Here is a 17,152-nt window from a genome sequence, read left to right on the forward strand (position 1 = left end):
GGGGCCTTGGATACGGCGACCCCGGCGGCGGAGCAACCTCAGCGCAGCACCGACCGTCCGGCGTAAACGGCGTCCGAACCCAGTTCTTCCTCGATGCGGATCAACTGGTTGTACTTCGCCAACCGGTCGGAACGGGCGAGGCTGCCGGTCTTGATCTGGCCGCAGCCACAGGCGACCGCCAGATCGGCGATGGTGGCATCTTCAGTTTCACCCGAACGGTGCGACATCACGCTGCGATAGCGGTTGCGATGGGCCAGATCGACGGCCGCCAGCGTTTCCGTGAGTGTGCCGATCTGGTTGACCTTGACCAGCAGCGCATTGGCGAGGCCATCGTTGATGCCCTGCCCAAGCCGGGCCGGATTGGTGACGAACAGATCGTCGCCCACCAGCTGCACACTGCCGCCAAGCTGATCGGTGAGGATCTTCCAGCCGTCCATATCGTCTTCGCTCATCCCGTCCTCGATCGAGAGGATCGGATAATCGGCGCACAGGCTGGCCCAGTAATCGCTCATCTGCGCCGGCGTCAGCGTCAGGCCTTCGCCGTGCAGGTGATAGGCACCATCCTTGAAGAATTCGGTGGCGGCGGCATCGAGTGCCAGCATCACATTGTCGCCGGGCTTGAAGCCGGCCTTTTCAACGGCGGCCATGACGAAATCGAGCGCGGCGCGGGTGCCGTTCAGGTTGGGCGCAAAGCCGCCTTCATCGCCCACAGCCGTGTTGTGGCCCTGCGCCTTGAGTTCGCTCTTCAGCGTGTGGAAGATTTCGGCACCCCAGCGCACGGCTTCGGCAATGCTGCTGGCACCCACCGGCATCACCATGAATTCCTGCACGTCGATCGGGTTATCGGCATGGGCGCCGCCGTTGATGATGTTCATCATCGGCACCGGCAGCAGCCGCGCCGAAACGCCGCCAACATAGCGGTGCAGCGGCAGGCCGCGCGAATCAGCGGCCGCCTTGGCGACAGCCAGGGAAACGCCCAAAATGGCGTTGGCGCCGAGCCGGCCTTTGTTGGCGGTGCCGTCCAGTTCGATCATGGCCGCATCAACCGCGCCCTGTTCTTCGGCTTCCATGCCGGCCAGCGCGTCGTAAATCTCGCCATTCACGGCCGCGACGGCCTTGAGTACGCCCTTGCCCAAGTAACGGCTCTTGTCGCCATCGCGCAGCTCCACTGCTTCATGGGCGCCCGTCGACGCGCCCGACGGCACGGCCGCGCGGCCGGTGCTGCCATCTTCCAACACCACGTCCACTTCCACGGTCGGATTGCCGCGGCTGTCGAGGATTTCGCGGGCGTGAATGTCGATAATCGCGGTCATGGTCGGGCGTTCCCTTTGCCATAGGTGAACCTGCATGCTTGCGCAGCGGCGTCCGCCACGCCAGATAGAGAGGTGAGCCCGTGCGGGCAAGCATGACCTGATGTGGATGGCCCGATGACTGATCAACTCCCGATCGATGCCAGCGACTGGAATGATGACGACAGCAACATTGGCGTCGCTGCGCCACGCAGCAGCGGGTTTGACGGCCTGCTGGATTTTGCGCGCGATCGGCTGATCTCCTTTGTGGAAGATGCACGTGACAGCTTGGTGGGGCAGGTGCGCGGGCTGAAATCCCTGGCTGATTTGCTGGTGGATAATCTGCCGGACGGTGCCGCGCCTATTTCGAAGCTGGTGGGTGAAGCGACGGGTAATATCGATGCCATTGCCGATGCCCTGGCCGAAAAATCGGTGGAAGAACTGGTGGAGGACGGCCGTGCGCTGGTGCGGGCCCAGCCGGCAGCGGCGGTCGGCATTGCCGTTGCGGTGGGCTTTCTGGCTGGCCGCATGCTGAAGGCGGCGCGCGATTGATGGGCATTGGCACCGGCCTTGCGGCCCAGGCGCGGCAACTCGTTGGCGGCTTCCTGCTGCTAATGCAGAATCTGTCGCGGCTGACGACGGCGGAACTGCGCGCCAATGCCGGGGCCTTGCGGGCGCCGCTGCTGATGCTGCTGGCGGCGACGGGCCTGTTGTTCACCGCGCTTACCCTGGCGCTGGTGGCTGGCGTGCTGGCGCTGGCGCAGGTGGTTGGCCCGGTGGCGGCCTGCGTAATCGTGGCGCTGGTGAGCGCGGTGGCGGCGTGGGCGCTGGCCAGGCACGGCCTGTCGCGCTTGTCGGCAATTGATCTTGCGCCACGCCGTTCCATGGCCACATTGCAGCTGCAGATTGATCGCTTCACCGCCAAGACCAACCGCAAGGCGCCAGAGCCCAAGGAGCCCCGCCCATGACCGAGACCGCCACCATCGAGGACCTGGCCCGCGCGGCCGATGATGCTGGCGCATCGCTGGTTGATGAGGTCAATGGCCTGGCCGATCGTCTCACCCCACGCCGGCTGGTTGATGAGGCATTGACCGTGGTCAGGACGCGCGGCACCGATCTGGCCCGTGATGCCGGCAATGTGGTCAAGGCGCACCCGGTGGCCACCGGCGCGACTGTCGCCGCCATCGGCCTGGCGCTTTATGCCGGGAACCGCATTTCCAAGGCCGAGATCGATCTGGGCCATGATCTGGACGATTATAGCGATTATGAAGACAGCGCGCTGACGGCGGCCGCCACGGACGGCGATGTGGGCGAAGAAGCCCGCGCGCTGGTGCAGGACAATCCGGTGATCGCGATTCTCGCCGGCATTGCCGCCGGCGTGGCGCTGGCGCTGCTGTTCCCGACCAGCACGGCCGAAAAGCGCAGCCTGGGTGCATTGGCCCGGCGGCTGACGAGCCGTTGATGCTGGGTTCAGGCGACTCCGGCCACAGCTCCCAGCCATGAAACAATTGATCCTGATCACGGCCGCGCTTGCCGCTGCCCTGCCCGCCTTTCCTGCCGCCGCCCAGGTCGGCACGGCCACCGCTGCCAATCCCGGTGATCCGGCCGCGCGCCCGTTCATCGACGGCATGATCGGCGAAGGCTTTGGCGTGCTGCGCGACAAATCACTGAGCAAGGCCGCCGCGCGGGCGAAGTTCCGCGCCATCCTGACGAAGAATGTCGCGCTGGATGATATTGGCATGCGCCTGATCCGCCGCCAGAAGGCGACGCTTTCGCCGGCCCAGCTGGACGCCTATCGCGCCGCCTTCCCGGAATTCGTGCTGAATGCCTATGCGGATCGGCTTTATGACTATGCCGATGCAAAGGTTCAGGTGCAGCGCACGCTGGGCCGCGGGCCGTTCACCGAGGTCTATACCCGCGTCACCCGCCCCGGCGCCCAGCCCATTGATACAATCTGGCAGGTGAAATCGGAGGGCAGCAGGCTCATGGTCAACAATCTGGTGGTGGCCGGTGTGAACCTGTCGCTCACCCAGGAAGCGGACTTTGCCAGCTACATCAGCAAGAACGGTTTTGATGCACTGGTGACATTCATGAAGAGCGCCAATGCCAAGAGCCTGGCGGTGAACGCGAAATAGCAAGCGGGGTGACATGACCAGCCGGATCGACATTCATCCCACCGCCTTCGTGCACCCATCGGCCCAGATCTATGGCCATGTCTCCATCGGACCGCACGCCAGCATCTGGTGCAACGCGGTGATCCGCGCCGAAACCGCCCATGTCGAAATCCACGAAGGCGCCAATATCCAGGATTTCGTGATGATCCACACCGATCCGGGCAAGCCGGTGGTGGTGGGCGCCTACACCAGCGTGACCCACCATGTGACGCTGCACGGTTGCCAGGTGGGCGATCATTGCCTGATCGGCATCAACGCCACGGTCTATAACGGCGCGCAGGTGGGCAGTGGCTCCATCGTGGGCCAGCATGCCTATCTGAAGGATCGGTTCGAGGCGCCGGAAAACAGCATCATTGTCGGCAGCCCAGCCAAGGTGATCGCCACCCGCAACAACAGCCTGCCCAACCGCATCAACGCCGAATTCTACATGCGCAATGCCGAATGCTACCGCGTCGGCAATCACCGTGCCTGGGCCGGGCCGGATTTCGAGGCCTGGTTTGCCGCCACCATGCAGCGCTTGCAGGGCAAGTATGCACAAGCCGCCACTGGCGCGTAGCTGAGTCTGCGGTTAGACGCCGCACATGAGCAAATTGCATCTGGTTTTTGGTGGCCGCGTGGCCGATCCGCAGGGCGTCGATTTCATCGATCCGGCCAATCTCGACGTTGTCGGCGTCTTTCCCGATTTCAAGAGCGCGGAGACCGCCTGGCGCTCTGCCGCCCAACGCACGGTGGACGATGCGACGATGAAATATGTCGTTGTCCACCTGCACAGGTTGCTGCAGCCCGACAGCTGAGCCGCTTCACTCCCCTTCCATAAGGGAGGCTGTCGCATATCTCCTGCTGCCCTAGACTGGACGGTGGGGAGTATTAGACATGCCGCAAGAGCTGAGCTTTGGTGCCATTCTCGAAACCGTAGTGACCACGCTGGATCCGGCACAGCCGGCGCTGGTGCATGGCGACACGCGGCGCAGTTGGGGCGAAGTGGCCCAGCGCAGCGCCAGCTTAGCCGCCGCAATGCTGGCAGGTGGTGCCGTTGCCGGCGATCGCTGTGCACTCCTCATGCGCAACAGCGCCGAATATGCCGAAGCCATGATCGCCTGCCTGCGGGCGCGGCTGGTGCATGTGAACGTCAACTATCGCTACACCGGCGAAGAGCTGTGGTACATCCTCGACAACAGCGATGCCGCCGTCTGCGTCTATGATGCCGAATTCGCGCCGCTGGTGGATTCGATCCGGAGCCGGCTGCCGACCAAGGTCTGGATACAGCTGGGTGGCGACACGCAGGCCTTTGCGCAGGATTTCGAGGCCACAGCGAGCGCCGGCCACAGCCTGCCGCCGCAGGATCATCAACCCACCGACGTGCTGTTCATCTACACCGGCGGCACCACGGGCCTGCCAAAGGGCGTGATGTGGGATCAGGCAGCGCTGTGGGGTCTGATGAACCCCGGCGTGGAGCCAGCTCAGATCCATGATGTGGCGGCGCTCACGGCCGATCTGAAGGCTGGGGTTGGCCGCCGCAAGGCCCTCATCCTGCCGCCGCTGATGCACGGCACCGGGCTGATCGTCGCGCTGGGGACGTTGTGCCGGGGCGGCACGCTGGTCACCCTGCCCGGCGCCAATTTCGATCCAGGCGATGCCACCACCACCTGCGCATGCGAGGGCTGCGATTATGTGGTGATCGTCGGCGATGCCTTTGCCCGTCCGATCCTGAAAGCGCTGGACGCCGGCATCGGCAGCATCGCAACGGTGGAGATCATGATCTCATCCGGCACCATGTGGTCGCCCGAAGTGAAGGCCGGTCTGCTCGGCCATGCGCCGAACCTGATGATCGTGGATTCCCTCGGCTCTTCCGAAGGCCTCGGCCTCGGCGCCGCCGCCCAGACCAAGGACAATGCCGGTGCACCGACCAAGTTCATGGCCGATGGCAACACGCTGATCATCGGTGATGACATGAAGCCGGTGCCGTCCGGCACCATGGGCCGCATCGCGCGCGGGGGCCTGATCCCGCGTGGGTATTGGAAGGACCCGGTGAAGAGCGCCGCGACCTTCCCGGAAATCGACGGCAAGCGCTATTCCATCCCCGGCGATTTCGCCATTATCGAGGAAGACGGCAGCTTCACCCTCTTGGGTCGCGGCAGCCAGTGCATCAACACCGGCGGCGAGAAGGTGTTCCCCGAAGAAGTGGAAGAAACGCTGAAAACCCACGCCGCCATCGATGATGCGCTGGTGTTCGGCCTGCCCGATGAAAAATGGGGCCAGTGCGTGACCGCCGTGGTGGAAGCTCATGCCCCGGTGGACGTGGAAGAACTGCGCGCCCACGTGCGCCAGCACCTGGCCGGCTACAAGACGCCCAAGACGGTGCACATTGTCAAAAAGGTGCCCCGCGCGCCCAACGGCAAGGCGGATTATGCCGCGGCCAAGGCGATGGTAACAGGCTGAAACGAAAAAGGGCGGCCCCTGCGGACCGCCCTTTTCACATCAGCTTGATCGGCTGACTTATTTCTTGCCCAGACCAAAGCTGGCGAAACGCTTGTTGAAGCGCGCCACCTGGCCGCCGGCATCGAGCATGCGGCCGCTGCCGCCGGTCCACGCCGGGTGGCTGGTCGGATCGATTTCCAGGTTCATCGTATCCCCTTCCTTCCCCCAGGTCGTGCGGGTCTGGTAGGTGGTGCCATCGGTCATCTTGACGGTGATGCTGTGGTAGGCGGGATGGATGCCGGACTTCATGATCGTTTCCTTCGGTGCGGACCGGTTCCGACCGGCCCTGGAAAATTGAACGCGCGGCATAGCGGCTTGACCGCCCGATTGCAACAGGCGTAACCCTGCTCCCGAACGGTGCCCGCCTTCGCCGGCGGGAGAATAGGGAAGCCGGTGTGAATCCGGCGCTGTGCCCGCAACTGTAAGCGGCCAGCTGTTGCTTCATATGCCACTGGGCAACCGGGCCACCGGTTTTCTGGGAAGGCGAAGCACCAGCGCCATGAGCCGCAAGCCAGGAGACCTGCCGTTCCGTCCGTAGCCACCCGTGGCTGCTGGCGGTCGCCCCATGCCTGCCGGGACCAGCGGTGCGTGAGATGATGGAGCAGCGCGCCTGCCCTTTCGTTCGAGGTGACTTCATGTCGCTCACCTGTGCCCGGCGTCTGTCCGGGCCGAACGAAAGTCCGTGTCCATGCTTCCGCTCATCGTGCTGGCCAGCCAGGCCGCCATTGCCGCAACGCCGGCCCCACCCAACAATCAGCCCATCTTCATTCGTGAAACAGCCGCGCCCTTCACTGTTACCGCCAGCCGCAGCACCATCCGCCTTGCTGAGACCGGCATCAGCATCAGCCAGATTGATCTGCCGCAGATCAAGGCACTCAGCCTGCCGCTGGTGAAGGATTATCTTACACTCATCCCCGGCGTGGCCGTCGCCCAGACCGGGCCGCTTGGCGCACAGACCCAGATCCGCATCCGCGGTGCCGAAGCCAATCACAGCATCAGCTTCATCGATGGCATCGAGATGAACGATCCCGCCTCATCGGGCGAGTTTCGCATCGACACGCTGTTGAGCCACGGCGTCGAGCGCATCGAAGTGCTGCGCGGGCCGCAATCGGCGCTGTGGGGCAGCCAGGCCATCGGCGGCGTGATCAGCATCACCACCCGTGCGCCAGTGCGCGGCACCGAAGTTTATGGCGAACTGCAGGGCGGCAGCCTGGGCACGGTGCGCGGCGGCATCGGCGGCGGCTGGGCCGGCGAAACGCTGACCGTGAGCGGGCAACTCTCCGGCCTGTCCACCGATGGTTACGATATCGCCCGCAGCGGCGGCGACAAGGACGGCTATGACAATGTCACCGCCCATGGCCGCATCGAGTGGCGGGCGAGCCCGCAATTGACGCTGCTGCTGGTCGGCCGGCATCAGGATTCGACGTCGCGTTTCGATGGTTTCGATTATGATGCCGGGGGGCCGGTGGACGAACCGTTGGCCACGCAGAGCCGCCAGAGTGCCGTGCGTGCCGAAGCGGCGCTGGCGCTGCTGAATGGCGACTGGACGACGCGGGCCAGTTTCATGGCAGTGCGCGCCGACAACATCAACCGCCGCGCCGGCGCCTTCGAAAACCGCAGCGATGGCGAGCGTGACCTGTTCCGCCTGCAATCCACCGGCCGTTTTAAGACCGGCGGCCTCGCGCACAATCTGACCGCCGCCCTGGACGTGGAGACCGAGCGTTTCACCAGCCGCGATGCCAACGCCCAGGCGGACTCCAACCAACGCCAGCGCCGCCGCCAGACCAGCCTGGTCGGCGAATATCGGTTGAGCAGCAGCAATGGTCTTTCGGCCGGTGCCGCCGTGCGCCACGACATGAACGACCGCTTCGCCGATGCCACCACGGTGCGTTTCGATGCGGTGGCGGCGATCGGAGCCGTTAGCCTGCATGCCGCTTTCGGCACCGGCATCGCCGATCCCACCTTCTTCGATCAGTTCGGCTTCTTCCCAGGCTCCTTCCAGGGCAACCCCAATCTGGTCCCGGAACGCAGCCGCAGCGTCGAGGCCGGCATCGGCTGGGCGGCGGGTGGCCACAGTTTCGATCTCACCCTTTTCGATGCCAATCTCACCAACGAAATCATCGGCACCTTCAACAGCACCACCTTCATCGCCGGCGTTGCAAATGCCAGCGGCCGCAGCACGCGGCGCGGGGTGGAAGTGGCAGGCCGGGCGGCGCTGGCCAGGGGGCTCACGCTCAACACCAGCTACACCTATCTTGATGCCAACCAGCAGCAGGTCGCCGGCAGCGCATTGGTCCGCGAAGTGCGACGGCCGCGCCACAGCGGCAGCATCGCGCTCAACTACAGCAGCCGGCCGTTCGATCTGTCTGCCGCCGCCGCCATCACAGGTGCACGCGGTGACACGGATTTCGCCCGCTTCGTGCCCGTCACCTTGCCGGCCCACACGTTGCTCACGCTGGCCGGCGCGTGGCACATCAGCCCCCGTATCGATCTGACCGCACGGGTGGAAAACGCGCTGGATGCCAGCCAGGTTGACGTGTTCGCCTATCGCGGGCCGGGCCTTACGGCCCACGGCGGCATCAGGTTCCGGCTGTGATGCAGGCGCCTGCCCCCCTTCCCCTATCATACTGGCGCAGGCGAACATCCACCGTTGAGCAGGGCGTGCCTTTGGCCACGGCTTGGGCGCTTGCGGCGCGGTGGATGCTGGCCTGCGCCATCATGACTACGGGGGCAGTGAGTGCCACCACCCCTGCGCGCGTCGTCAGCCTCAACCTGTGCACGGATGAATATCTGCTGCTCACTGCGCGCCCTGGCCAGATCGCAAGCATCAGCCGGCTTGGCGCCGACGAACAGGAAAGCCCGCTGGCCAGGCAGGCGCGTGGACTTGCCATCAATTCGGGGCAGCTGAGCGAGGTCATCGAACAGCGGCCTGATCTGGTGCTGACCATGGGCCATGATCCGCAAGGCGTCGCACTGGCGGCACGCCTGCGGATCAGGCTGATCGCCCTGCCCTACCCCACCAGCCCGGCGGCGGTGGTAGCACAGGTGCAGCAGGTCGCCGCCTTGGTGGGCAATACGCCTGCGGGTACCACATTTGCTGCCCGTGTTGCCGCGCTCACGGCCTCTGCACCAAAGGCGCAACCCGGCCTGATGATTGGCGGCAGCGGACTTGCCCCTGCAATGGACGGGTTGGCCGCCGGCTGGCTGCGGCTGGCCGGCATAGCGCAGCAACAGAGTGGGCAGATCAGCCTGGAACGTCTGTTGGTGCAGCCGCCGCCGATCCTGATCCGCAATGTCTATCGGCGCGGGCAATTGTCTGGCCCGCAGGCGTGGAGTCAGCACCCCGCGCTCCGCCAGTTGCGCGTCACCCAGGTGGAGGCCGATGGCCGCGCCTTCCTGTGTGGCGGCGCCGCGATGCCGGCAGAAATTGCCCGGCTGCGAAAGGCGCTGGCCGCATGAGGACAGGCCTCGCCCTGCTCTGTGCCGTGCTGGCACTGGCCTCGCTGGCGCTGGGGCCGGTCGATCTTGCGGCGCTGTGGGCACGCGATCCCGAACTGGCGCGCAACCTGTTCATCGAGCTGCGGTTGCCGCGCACGGTCCTCGCGCTGCTGATCGGGGCCGGGCTGGGTGCATCGGGAGCGGCGGCACAGGCACTGTTTCGCAATCCGCTGGCTTCGCCCGATTTGCTGGGGCCATCCAGCGGTGCGGCGCTGGGCGCGGTGCTGGCCGGCTATTTCCTCGGAGCCGGGGTGATCGGCATGGCCATTGGTGGCCTGGCCGGGGCCGGGTTGTCGTTGCTGCTGTTGCTGGCGCTGGCCGGGCGTGGCGCCGGTGCAACGCGGCTGGTGCTGGCCGGCGTCGCCGTTTCCATGATGCTTGGCGTCGCCATCAACCTGGCGCTCAGCCTCGCGCCGTCGCCCTTCGCGCTTTATGATCTGATGTTCTGGCTGATGGGCAGCCTGAATGATCGCAGCCTGCCGCAACTGGCGCTGGCAGCACCCCTCATCCTGATCGGCATCGTCCTGTTGCTGCGCGCGGCCCCGGCGCTGGACACGCTGGCGCTGGGGGAAGAGGTGGCGCAGTCGCTGGGCGTTGGCCTCTCTGCTGTGCAGGCGCGCGTGGTGCTCGCCATCGCGCTGGCGACCGGTGCCGGCGTGGCGGTGGCGGGCAGCATCGGCTTCATCGGCCTGATCGTGCCGCATCTGGTGCGACCTTTTGTGCGCCACCGCCCCGGCGCGGCAATCGCGCCTTCTGCGCTGGCCGGTGCGGCCCTCTTGAGCGCTGCGGACATCGCGGTGCGGTTGCTGCCGGCCGGGCTCGATCTGCGGCTGGGCGTGCTCACCGCCTTGATCGGCGCCCCCTTCTTCCTGTGCCTGATCATGGGGCGACGCTGATGCTGGAAGCCATTGATCTCGCCCGCCCGCCGATGCTGGCACCGACCAGCCTGACGCTGCACCCCGGCCAGCTGACAGGCGTGATCGGCCCAAATGGCGCCGGCAAGACCACGCTGCTCAAGGCACTGGCTGGGCTTTCGCGCGGGCCTGGAACGGTGCGGCTGGACGGGCACCCCTTCCTACCACACCCGCAGCGGCTGGCCTGGCTGCCAGCAAGCCGCGATGCCGTTTGGCCGATCCCGGCGGCGGCGTTGGTGCAGCTTGGCCTGGGCCCGGCGGCCGCGCCCGATCCGGCCGCGGTCTCCGCCGCGCTCAGTGCCTGTGATGCCACGGCGCTGGCGCATCGCCCGGTGGCCCAGCTTTCCACCGGCGAACGCGCCCGGGTCTTGCTGGCACGCGCCATTGCGGCGCGGCCGGCGTGGCTGCTGCTTGATGAACCGATCGCCAATCTCGATCCTGGACACCGGCTGGACGTGATGGCGTTGCTGGCGTCCGAAGCCGCGCGGGGCGCTGGCGTGGTGCTGGCGCTGCACGATCTTGATCTGGCTCGGCGCTGTGACCGGCTGCTGTTGATTGCCAACGGCGCGGTGATCGCCGATGGCCCGCCGCATATGGTGTTGAACACAGACCAGCTTGGCCGTGTCTTTGGGGTCCAGCATGGTCCTGACGGTTGGGTTCGCTGCAGTCGCTTTGACCATTGAGCGCATGGCCAACATCGGCCATACCCGCCGACATGCCCCGCATTGGTCAACCCCTTCCCCCGTCAGCCCGCACCACGGCTGCTGCCATGGCCGAATTGGTCACTGAACTCCGCGAAAAGGCCGCGCGCATTGCCCTTGGTGGGCCGGCGGCGGCGCGCGAAAAACACGTGGCGCGCGGCAAGCTGCTGCCACGCCAGCGCGTTGAAGCGCTGCTCGATCCGCACAGCGCCTTCCTCGAAATCGGCCAGTTCGCTGCTCACGAGGTTTATGGCGAAGATGTGCCCGCCGCCGGCCTGATCGCAGGCGTTGGCCAGGTGGAAGGCAGGCTGTGCGTGATCGTGGCGAACGACGCCACCGTGAAGGGCGGCAGTTACTATCCAATCACCGTGAAGAAGCATCTGCGCGCCCAGGAAATCGCGGCGCAGAATGGCCTGCCCTGCCTTTACCTGGTCGATAGCGGCGGCGCCAACCTGCCCCGGCAGGACGAGGTGTTTCCCGATCGCGATCACTTCGGCCGCATCTTCTTCAATCAGGCCAACATGAGCGCCAATGGCATCCCGCAGATCGCCGCCGTGCTGGGCAGTTGCACCGCGGGCGGCGCCTATGTGCCGGCGATGGCGGATGAATCGATCATCGTGAAAAACCAGGGCACGATCTTCCTCGGCGGGCCGCCACTGGTGAAGGCCGCCACCGGCGAGGAAGTGACCGCCGAGGATCTGGGCGGCGGTGATGTGCACACGCGCATTTCCGGCGTCGCCGATCACCTCGCCGAGAATGACGAGGATGCACTGAGCATCGCCCGGCGCATCGTCGCCACCCTGCCCGCCGCACCCGCCGTGGCGCGCGGCCCGGCGCGGCCGCCGTTGTTTGATGCGAGCGAACTGAATGCGCTCGCCCCCATCGACACCCGCGTGCCGGTGGACGTGCGCGAGATCATTGCCCGAATGGTGGATGGTTCGGAACTGCAGGAATTCAAGCCACGTTACGGCGAAACGCTGGTGACCGGCTTTGCCCATATCGAAGGCTATCCGGTCGCCATCATCGCCAACAACGGCATCCTGTTTTCCGAAAGCGCCCAGAAAGGCGCGCATTTCATCGAACTGGCCTGCCAGCGCCGTATTCCGCTGTTGTTCCTGCAGAATATCAGCGGCTTCATGGTCGGCCGCCGCTTCGAGAATGAAGGCATCGCCAAGCATGGCGCCAAGCTGGTGACGGCCGTGGCCTGCGCCGCCGTGCCGAAAATCACCGTGGTGACCGGCGGCAGTTTCGGCGCCGGCAATTATGGCATGTGCGGCCGGGCTTACTCCCCGCGCTTCCTGTGGATGTGGCCGAACGCCCGCATTTCCGTGATGGGCGGCGAACAGGCGGCGAGCGTGCTGGCGGCGGTGAAGGGCGGCGGCTTCAAGAACACCGCCGACGAAGAGGCGTTCAAGGCGCCAATCCGCGCGCAATATGAAGCGCAGGGCAACCCCTATTACGCCAGCGCCCGCCTGTGGGACGATGGCATCATCGCGCCGGAAGACACGCGCGCCGTGGTGGCGTTGAGCCTGGCGGCATCATTGCAGCAGCCGGTGCCGGAAACTCGGTTCGGCACGTTCCGGATGTGATGGCGATGCTGGACGAAACCCTCGACGATTGGGGCACGGCGCGGCTGACGCTGAACCGGCCGGAACGGCACAACGCCTTCAACGCCGAACTCATTGCCGCGCTGGAAGAAGCCTTCACCCGGTTGGGCCAGGCTGACGAGGTGCGCGCCATCGTGCTGGCGGGCAACGGCAAGAGCTTTTCGGCTGGCGCCGATCTGGACTGGATGCGCGATGCGGCCGGCTGGAACGAAGCGGAGAACCAGGCCGACGCCATGGGGCTTTCCAACATGCTGGCCGCCATCAATGATTGCGCGAAACCGGTGATCGTTGTTGCCCACGGCCATGTCACCGGCGGCGGTGTGGGACTTGTCGCCTGTGCGGACATGGCGGTGGCCATCGAGGGCGCGCAGTTCCGCCTTTCCGAAGTGCGGTTGGGCCTGACACCGGCGACCATCTCGCCCTTCGTACTGGCAAAGATCGGTGCGGCGGCGCGGCGCTGGTTCCTTACTGCGGAGGCGTTTACCGCTGACGAAGCACTGGGCATGGGGTTGGTGAACGAAACCGCCATTGATGAAGACGCGGCCGAAGCCGTGGTGGCACACTGGCTGGCCCACATCGGACAGGCCGCGCCCGGCGCCGTGGCAGATGCCAAGCTTCTGGCGCTGGATTTCGCCGGTGCCGCAATCAGTGAAGAGCTGCGCGAGGAAAGCGCCCGCCGCATCGCCGCGCGACGGGTAAGTGAAGAAGGCCGCGAAGGCATATCTGCCTTCCTAAGCAAGGGGAAACCATCATGGGTCATCGAATAAAGCCGCTGTTCGCCGCCGCGATGTTGCTGGCTGCACCTGCTGCCGCTGCGCCCAAGGACGAAGTGCTCGCGGCCACCAATGCCTTCATGGATGCGCTCAACAAGGGCGATGCCAATGGTGCCGAGGCGATGACGCATCCGACGCTGACCATCCAGGTGCTGCGCTTCCCGCCAGAGGGCGGCAGCAAGTTCGGCGTGATGACCCGCCAGCAATTGTTCGACAATTTCCGCGCAGCGCCGCCGCAGCGCAAGTTCGACGAACGCATCGTGCGCTCGAAAATCCTCGTTACCCGCGATTATGCCCATGTCTGGGCGCCTTACACGCTCGATATCGACGGCAAGCGCATCCATTGCGGCGTGGACAGTTTCGGCTGGAGCAAGATCGACGGCAAATGGCTGCTGACGACGTTCGGCTGGACGGCCGATCCGAAGGGCTGCCCGCCGAAGTGAGAGACATGCAGAAAATCTTGATCGCCAATCGCGGGGAAATCGCCCGCCGCATCATCCGCACAGCGCACCGCATGGGCATTGCCACAGTTGCCGTGCATTCGGCTGCTGACGCGCATGCGCCGTTCGTGCGCGAAGCCGGCCAGGCCGTGCCGCTGGCGGGGGACCGCGCCTATCTCGACATGGATGCCATCATCGCAGCGGCCAAGCGCACGGGCGCCGATGCCATTCACCCCGGCTATGGCTTTCTTTCCGAGAATGCCGATTTCGCCAAGGCGCTGAAAAAGGCCGGGATCATCTTCATCGGCCCGCCGGAAAGCGCCATGCGGGTGATGGCGCTGAAGGACACCGCCAAGGCTGCGATGAACAAAGCCGGCGTGCCGATCACGCCGGGCTATCAGGGCACGGACCAGAGCCTGGTGCGACTGCAGAAGACCGCCGAAGGTGTCGGTTTCCCGCTGCTGATCAAGGCGGTGGCCGGCGGTGGCGGCAAAGGTATGCGCGCCGTGCATTCGGCAGACGAATTCCAGGAAGCCCTGATGGCCGCTCAGCGCGAAGGCGAGACCGCCTTCGGCAATGCGGGCGTGATGCTGGAAAAACTGATCCAGCGCCCGCGCCACGTGGAAGTGCAGTTGTTTGCCGACAGCCATGGCAATGCCGTCCACCTGTTCGAGCGCGATTGTTCACTGCAGCGCCGCCACCAGAAGGTGATCGAGGAAGCCCCCGCCCCGGGCCTGTCCGACCAATTGCGCCACACGCTGGGTGTCGCTGCCGTTACCGCCGCCCATGCCATCGGCTATCAGGGCGCCGGTACCGTGGAGTTCATCCTCGATCTCGACACGGTCGATTTGCACGGCGATCCGGCCTTCTACTTCATGGAAATGAACACCCGCCTGCAGGTGGAGCACCCGGTAACCGAGTGCATCACCGGTGAGGATCTGGTCGAATGGCAGATCCGCGTTGCTCGCGGTGAGCCGCTGCCGAAGAAACAGGACGAGCTCAGCGTCAACGGTTGGGCGATGGAAGCCCGGCTCTATGCCGAAGATCCGGACAGCGGCTTCCTGCCCGCCACCGGCACCATTTCAACCCTCGAATTCGGCGCTGGCCCCGGTGTTCGCATCGATACTGGCGTTGAAACCGGCAGCCGCATCGGGCTGGATTATGATCCGATGATCGCCAAAGTGATCGCGCATGGTGCGACACGTGAGCAGGCCATCGATCGGTTGGTCGGCGCGCTGGATGCCACGATCGTGACGGGCCTGAAATGCAACCGTGCGTTCCTCGCCCGCCTCGCTGACACCAAGGCGTTCCGTGCCGGCGAGGTCGATACCGGTTTCATCGCCCGCCACGCCGCAGAATTGGCCGCACCCGGCCTGTGCCCGGCGCCGGTACTACTCGCCGCCGCGCTGGGGCTGGGACTGCCGCAGGATGAGCTCCGCAACACGCTGTTTGGCACACTGAATTTCCGCATGAACGTTGCGGCCGAAACCCATGTCCGCCTGTGGTGGGGCGATGAACGCCATGCGCTGACGCTGCGCGCTGCCGGGGGGCCGCGCTGGCGGATCGGCGGGCTGGCCGGCGTGGGCGAGGTCGCCGTCACCCGTACCGGCGCGTACGGCCTGTCGATCGATCTGGGCGGGCAATTGATGCCGGCCACGGTGGTTGCAGGCGATGGTATCGTGGACGTTCGCATGGCCGGCCAGAGCTGGACGCTGGGCACCCGTCCGCCGCGCACCAAGGATGTTGGCGGCGGTCATGCCCATATGATCGCCCCGATGCCCGGCCGCGTGCTGGCTGTTGACGTGACGCCGGGCCAGGCCGTGGCCGAAGGCGATCGCCTGCTGGTGCTGGAAGCCATGAAGATGGAGCATCGCCTGACCGCCCGCGTGGCCGGCACCGTGCAGACGGTGCATGTCGCGGTGGGTGATCAGGTTGCCGATGGCATGATGTTGGTGGAAATCGGCTGATCGTGAGGGCCGGACCGGCGGGGCTCTTGCCGGTCCGGCCCCTCCCGGCCGGGAACTTGTTACTCGGCGTCGTCTTGCGGCTGTTCGCGCCAGGCCAGAATGATGCCCGGTAGCGCCATCGAGGTGATGGCAAAACCAGAAAGCAAATCGAGCGCCTGTTCCTGCCCCGGCATCCAGCCATCGATGAACTTGGCCAGGATCGACCACATGAAGAAGCCGAACATCGCCAGCACCATGATCTGGTGGGTGGCGACATAGGATTTGTCGCGCATTGTCCGTTCGCGTTCATCCAGCATGGCGTCGCTGGCCTGGGTCAACTGCCCGCGGCCTTCAATGAACAGCGCCACCGCACTGAACAGGCCGATCAGGCGCAAGCCAACAAAACCGATCGGTGTGTCGCCATCAGGCGCGGCAAAGATCGCTCCGCCCAGATAGCCGATACCGATGCCGCCCAGCACCAGCAGCGACAGGATGCGCGCGGCGCGCAGCGAGAGTTTCAGTGGCGGATTGAGAGTTGTGGGTTTGCTCACGATCATTCCTCCTCTGCACGGTCACGCCAGGCCAGGATCACGGCCGGCACCATCACATGGACCCAGAACAGCATCGCCATCAGCCAGCCAGCCTCGTGCATGTTTGGCAGCCACAGCCTGCCGGGCGCGGCCAGCAGCAGCCAGATGTAGGCAAGACAGATGGAGATCCCGGTCACCCGGTGGCCGATCACCACCGCCCGCGCGCGCTCAGCACGCTCGCGTTCATCCAGTTCTCCTGCCGCCACATAGCGCCAGCCGGGGCTGCCGACTGCAACGGCTGCCGCCAGTGCCAAGCCAAGCACACGGGTCATGGTCATCACGCCGCCCATGCCGTCGATTGGCAGCAACAGGGGCCCGATTGTGCCGGCCACCAGCGCCGCCAGCGCCAGGCCCGACAACACGCGCACGCGCATTGTGGAAAAGCGCGGCGGCTTGAAAAGTGCAGATTGGGCCATCAGCGGCCTCCTTCCACGAGACGCGGCGCGGCGAGGGATGCCGCCAACGGCGCAAAGGGCTCAAGGCTGAACAACGTCTCCACCGAAACGCCGAAGACGCGGGCAAGCTTCAGGCCCAGTTCGAGGCTGGGGCCATATTGCCCGCGCTCCAGAAAGCCAATGGTCTGCGGGTTGACGCCAACCTGTTCGGCCAGTTCCTTGCGCGACAGGCCAGCTTCGGCCCGAAACAGCGCAAGCCGGTTGTGCAGTGTTGAAGTTTCGTTGTTCATCATCACGAATCATTGTCTATAAACAACATATTGCTGTGTCAACAAAGTAGCGCTTTG

At 65.4% G+C, this 17,152-nt stretch carries 20 protein-coding genes and 1 riboswitch; of the genes, 15 read left to right on the forward strand and 5 right to left on the reverse strand.

Annotation, left to right across the window (positions count from 1 at the left end):
• Positions 1-38 precede the first annotated feature (38 nt).
• Entirely contained in the window at positions 39-1,313 is a 1,275-nt protein-coding gene (gene eno / locus G566_RS0101870; RefSeq protein WP_022678981.1) for a phosphopyruvate hydratase, read from the reverse strand.
• 114 nt (positions 1,314-1,427) lie between these two features.
• Here eno and G566_RS0101875 point away from each other — a divergent pair, with 114 nt between their 5' ends.
• The 7 genes from G566_RS0101875 to G566_RS0101905 all read left to right on the forward strand — a co-directional run bounded on the left by G566_RS0101875 (position 1,428) and on the right by G566_RS0101905 (position 5,902).
• The gene (locus tag G566_RS0101875) at positions 1,428-1,841 is read left to right on the forward strand and encodes a hypothetical protein (RefSeq protein ID WP_022678982.1); all 414 of its coding nucleotides are present in this window, start codon (positions 1,428-1,430) and stop codon (positions 1,839-1,841) included.
• Positions 1,841-2,257, forward strand: a complete 417-nt coding sequence (locus G566_RS0101880) for a phage holin family protein (RefSeq protein ID WP_022678983.1) — start codon at positions 1,841-1,843, stop codon at positions 2,255-2,257. Before G566_RS0101875 ends, G566_RS0101880 begins: the two co-directional genes overlap by 1 nt.
• Positions 2,254-2,751 carry a hypothetical protein gene (locus tag G566_RS0101885; protein WP_022678984.1) on the forward strand — a complete coding sequence of 166 codons (498 nt, stop codon included), beginning with the start codon at positions 2,254-2,256 and terminating at the stop codon, positions 2,749-2,751. Before G566_RS0101880 ends, G566_RS0101885 begins: the two co-directional genes overlap by 4 nt.
• Before the next feature lie 37 nt (positions 2,752-2,788).
• Positions 2,789-3,424: an MlaC/ttg2D family ABC transporter substrate-binding protein gene (locus G566_RS0101890; protein ID WP_022678985.1), complete on the forward strand. Its 636-nt coding sequence runs from the start codon at positions 2,789-2,791 to the stop codon at positions 3,422-3,424.
• Positions 3,425-3,437: 13 nt separating this feature from the next.
• Positions 3,438-4,019: a gamma carbonic anhydrase family protein gene (locus tag G566_RS13205; protein ID WP_022678986.1), complete on the forward strand. Its 582-nt coding sequence runs from the start codon at positions 3,438-3,440 to the stop codon at positions 4,017-4,019.
• 25 nt (positions 4,020-4,044) lie between these two features.
• Positions 4,045-4,257, forward strand: a complete 213-nt coding sequence (locus G566_RS0101900; protein ID WP_022678987.1) for a DUF4170 domain-containing protein — start codon at positions 4,045-4,047, stop codon at positions 4,255-4,257.
• A 79-nt stretch (positions 4,258-4,336) separates the two neighbouring features.
• On the forward strand, positions 4,337-5,902 hold the full coding sequence (locus tag G566_RS0101905; protein ID WP_022678988.1) for an AMP-binding protein: 1,566 nt from the start codon (positions 4,337-4,339) through the stop codon (positions 5,900-5,902).
• 57 nt (positions 5,903-5,959) lie between these two features.
• On the opposite strand, the gene rpmE is transcribed toward G566_RS0101905, so the two are convergent.
• Positions 5,960-6,190 (reverse strand): 50S ribosomal protein L31, encoded by a 231-nt coding sequence (rpmE, locus tag G566_RS0101910; RefSeq protein WP_029131139.1) that lies wholly within the window; start codon positions 6,188-6,190, stop codon positions 5,960-5,962.
• Positions 6,191-6,279: 89 nt separating this feature from the next.
• A riboswitch (cobalamin riboswitch) is annotated at positions 6,280-6,483 on the forward strand.
• Between the two features lie 146 nt (positions 6,484-6,629).
• Between rpmE and G566_RS0101915 the strand changes: the two genes are divergently transcribed.
• The 8 genes from G566_RS0101915 (at position 6,630) to G566_RS0101950 (ending at position 15,841) form a co-directional block, all read left to right on the forward strand.
• Complete coding sequence (locus G566_RS0101915; protein ID WP_022678990.1) at positions 6,630-8,537, forward strand: TonB-dependent receptor plug domain-containing protein; 1,908 nt, start codon at positions 6,630-6,632, stop codon at positions 8,535-8,537.
• Between the two features lie 137 nt (positions 8,538-8,674).
• Positions 8,675-9,400, forward strand: coding sequence for a substrate-binding domain-containing protein (locus G566_RS14585; protein ID WP_156874394.1), 726 nt, complete (start codon positions 8,675-8,677; stop codon positions 9,398-9,400).
• Positions 9,397-10,335, forward strand: a complete 939-nt coding sequence (locus tag G566_RS13215; RefSeq protein WP_022678992.1) for a FecCD family ABC transporter permease — start codon at positions 9,397-9,399, stop codon at positions 10,333-10,335. The genes G566_RS14585 and G566_RS13215 overlap by 4 nt, the downstream gene beginning before the upstream one ends.
• A complete protein-coding gene (locus tag G566_RS13220) occupies positions 10,335-11,036 on the forward strand; it encodes an ABC transporter ATP-binding protein (protein WP_022678993.1) in 702 nt (233 codons plus the stop codon). Before G566_RS13215 ends, G566_RS13220 begins: the two co-directional genes overlap by 1 nt.
• Before the next feature lie 86 nt (positions 11,037-11,122).
• Positions 11,123-12,643 (forward strand): carboxyl transferase domain-containing protein, encoded by a 1,521-nt coding sequence (locus G566_RS0101935; protein WP_243442387.1) that lies wholly within the window; start codon positions 11,123-11,125, stop codon positions 12,641-12,643.
• Positions 12,643-13,428 carry an enoyl-CoA hydratase-related protein gene (locus G566_RS0101940; protein WP_022678995.1) on the forward strand — a complete coding sequence of 262 codons (786 nt, stop codon included), beginning with the start codon at positions 12,643-12,645 and terminating at the stop codon, positions 13,426-13,428. Before G566_RS0101935 ends, G566_RS0101940 begins: the two co-directional genes overlap by 1 nt.
• Positions 13,413-13,877 (forward strand): Cif family virulence factor, encoded by a 465-nt coding sequence (locus G566_RS14590; protein ID WP_156874395.1) that lies wholly within the window; start codon positions 13,413-13,415, stop codon positions 13,875-13,877. The genes G566_RS0101940 and G566_RS14590 overlap by 16 nt, the downstream gene beginning before the upstream one ends.
• Complete coding sequence (locus tag G566_RS0101950) at positions 13,820-15,841, forward strand: acetyl/propionyl/methylcrotonyl-CoA carboxylase subunit alpha (RefSeq protein WP_336433244.1); 2,022 nt, start codon at positions 13,820-13,822, stop codon at positions 15,839-15,841. Before G566_RS14590 ends, G566_RS0101950 begins: the two co-directional genes overlap by 58 nt.
• Before the next feature lie 59 nt (positions 15,842-15,900).
• Here the strand turns inward: G566_RS0101950 and G566_RS0101955 are convergent, their stop codons facing one another.
• The 3 genes from G566_RS0101955 to G566_RS0101965 are packed head-to-tail and all read right to left on the reverse strand — an operon-like array spanning position 15,901 to position 17,098.
• Positions 15,901-16,371 carry a hypothetical protein gene (locus G566_RS0101955; RefSeq protein ID WP_156874396.1) on the reverse strand — a complete coding sequence of 157 codons (471 nt, stop codon included), beginning with the start codon at positions 16,369-16,371 and terminating at the stop codon, positions 15,901-15,903.
• A 2-nt stretch (positions 16,372-16,373) separates the two neighbouring features.
• On the reverse strand, positions 16,374-16,826 hold the full coding sequence (locus G566_RS0101960) for a hypothetical protein (protein ID WP_029131142.1): 453 nt from the start codon (positions 16,824-16,826) through the stop codon (positions 16,374-16,376).
• The gene (locus G566_RS0101965; protein WP_022679000.1) at positions 16,826-17,098 is read right to left on the reverse strand and encodes a helix-turn-helix transcriptional regulator; all 273 of its coding nucleotides are present in this window, start codon (positions 17,096-17,098) and stop codon (positions 16,826-16,828) included. Before G566_RS0101965 ends, G566_RS0101960 begins: the two co-directional genes overlap by 1 nt.
• Between the last annotated feature and the right edge of the window lie 54 nt (positions 17,099-17,152).

Source organism: Sandarakinorhabdus limnophila DSM 17366, assembly GCF_000420765.1.
GTDB classification, from domain to species: domain Bacteria; phylum Pseudomonadota; class Alphaproteobacteria; order Sphingomonadales; family Sphingomonadaceae; genus Sandarakinorhabdus; species Sandarakinorhabdus limnophila.

Excerpts from the sequence above, each read along its gene's own strand:
- eno (WP_022678981.1), bottom strand. The coding sequence starts at position 1,313 with ATGACCGCGATTATCGACATTCACGCCCGCGAAATCCTCGACAGCCGC.
- rpmE (WP_029131139.1), bottom strand. The coding sequence starts at position 6,190 with ATGAAGTCCGGCATCCATCCCGCCTACCACAGCATCACCGTCAAGATG.
- G566_RS0101960 (WP_029131142.1), bottom strand. The coding sequence starts at position 16,826 with ATGGCCCAATCTGCACTTTTCAAGCCGCCGCGCTTTTCCACAATGCGC.
- G566_RS0101905 (WP_022678988.1), top strand. The coding sequence starts at position 4,337 with ATGCCGCAAGAGCTGAGCTTTGGTGCCATTCTCGAAACCGTAGTGACC.
- G566_RS13205 (WP_022678986.1), top strand. The coding sequence starts at position 3,438 with ATGACCAGCCGGATCGACATTCATCCCACCGCCTTCGTGCACCCATCG.
- G566_RS13220 (WP_022678993.1), top strand. The coding sequence starts at position 10,335 with ATGCTGGAAGCCATTGATCTCGCCCGCCCGCCGATGCTGGCACCGACC.
- G566_RS0101890 (WP_022678985.1), top strand. The coding sequence starts at position 2,789 with ATGAAACAATTGATCCTGATCACGGCCGCGCTTGCCGCTGCCCTGCCC.
- G566_RS0101915 (WP_022678990.1), top strand. The coding sequence starts at position 6,630 with ATGCTTCCGCTCATCGTGCTGGCCAGCCAGGCCGCCATTGCCGCAACG.
- G566_RS0101900 (WP_022678987.1), top strand. The coding sequence starts at position 4,045 with ATGAGCAAATTGCATCTGGTTTTTGGTGGCCGCGTGGCCGATCCGCAG.
- G566_RS0101940 (WP_022678995.1), top strand. The coding sequence starts at position 12,643 with ATGGCGATGCTGGACGAAACCCTCGACGATTGGGGCACGGCGCGGCTG.
- G566_RS0101950 (WP_336433244.1), top strand. The coding sequence starts at position 13,820 with ATGGCTGCTGACGACGTTCGGCTGGACGGCCGATCCGAAGGGCTGCCC.
- G566_RS0101935 (WP_243442387.1), top strand. The coding sequence starts at position 11,123 with ATGGCCGAATTGGTCACTGAACTCCGCGAAAAGGCCGCGCGCATTGCC.
- G566_RS0101875 (WP_022678982.1), top strand. The coding sequence starts at position 1,428 with ATGACTGATCAACTCCCGATCGATGCCAGCGACTGGAATGATGACGAC.
- G566_RS0101965 (WP_022679000.1), bottom strand. The coding sequence starts at position 17,098 with ATGATGAACAACGAAACTTCAACACTGCACAACCGGCTTGCGCTGTTT.
- G566_RS13215 (WP_022678992.1), top strand. The coding sequence starts at position 9,397 with ATGAGGACAGGCCTCGCCCTGCTCTGTGCCGTGCTGGCACTGGCCTCG.
- G566_RS0101880 (WP_022678983.1), top strand. The coding sequence starts at position 1,841 with ATGGGCATTGGCACCGGCCTTGCGGCCCAGGCGCGGCAACTCGTTGGC.
- G566_RS14590 (WP_156874395.1), top strand. The coding sequence starts at position 13,413 with ATGGGTCATCGAATAAAGCCGCTGTTCGCCGCCGCGATGTTGCTGGCT.
- G566_RS0101885 (WP_022678984.1), top strand. The coding sequence starts at position 2,254 with ATGACCGAGACCGCCACCATCGAGGACCTGGCCCGCGCGGCCGATGAT.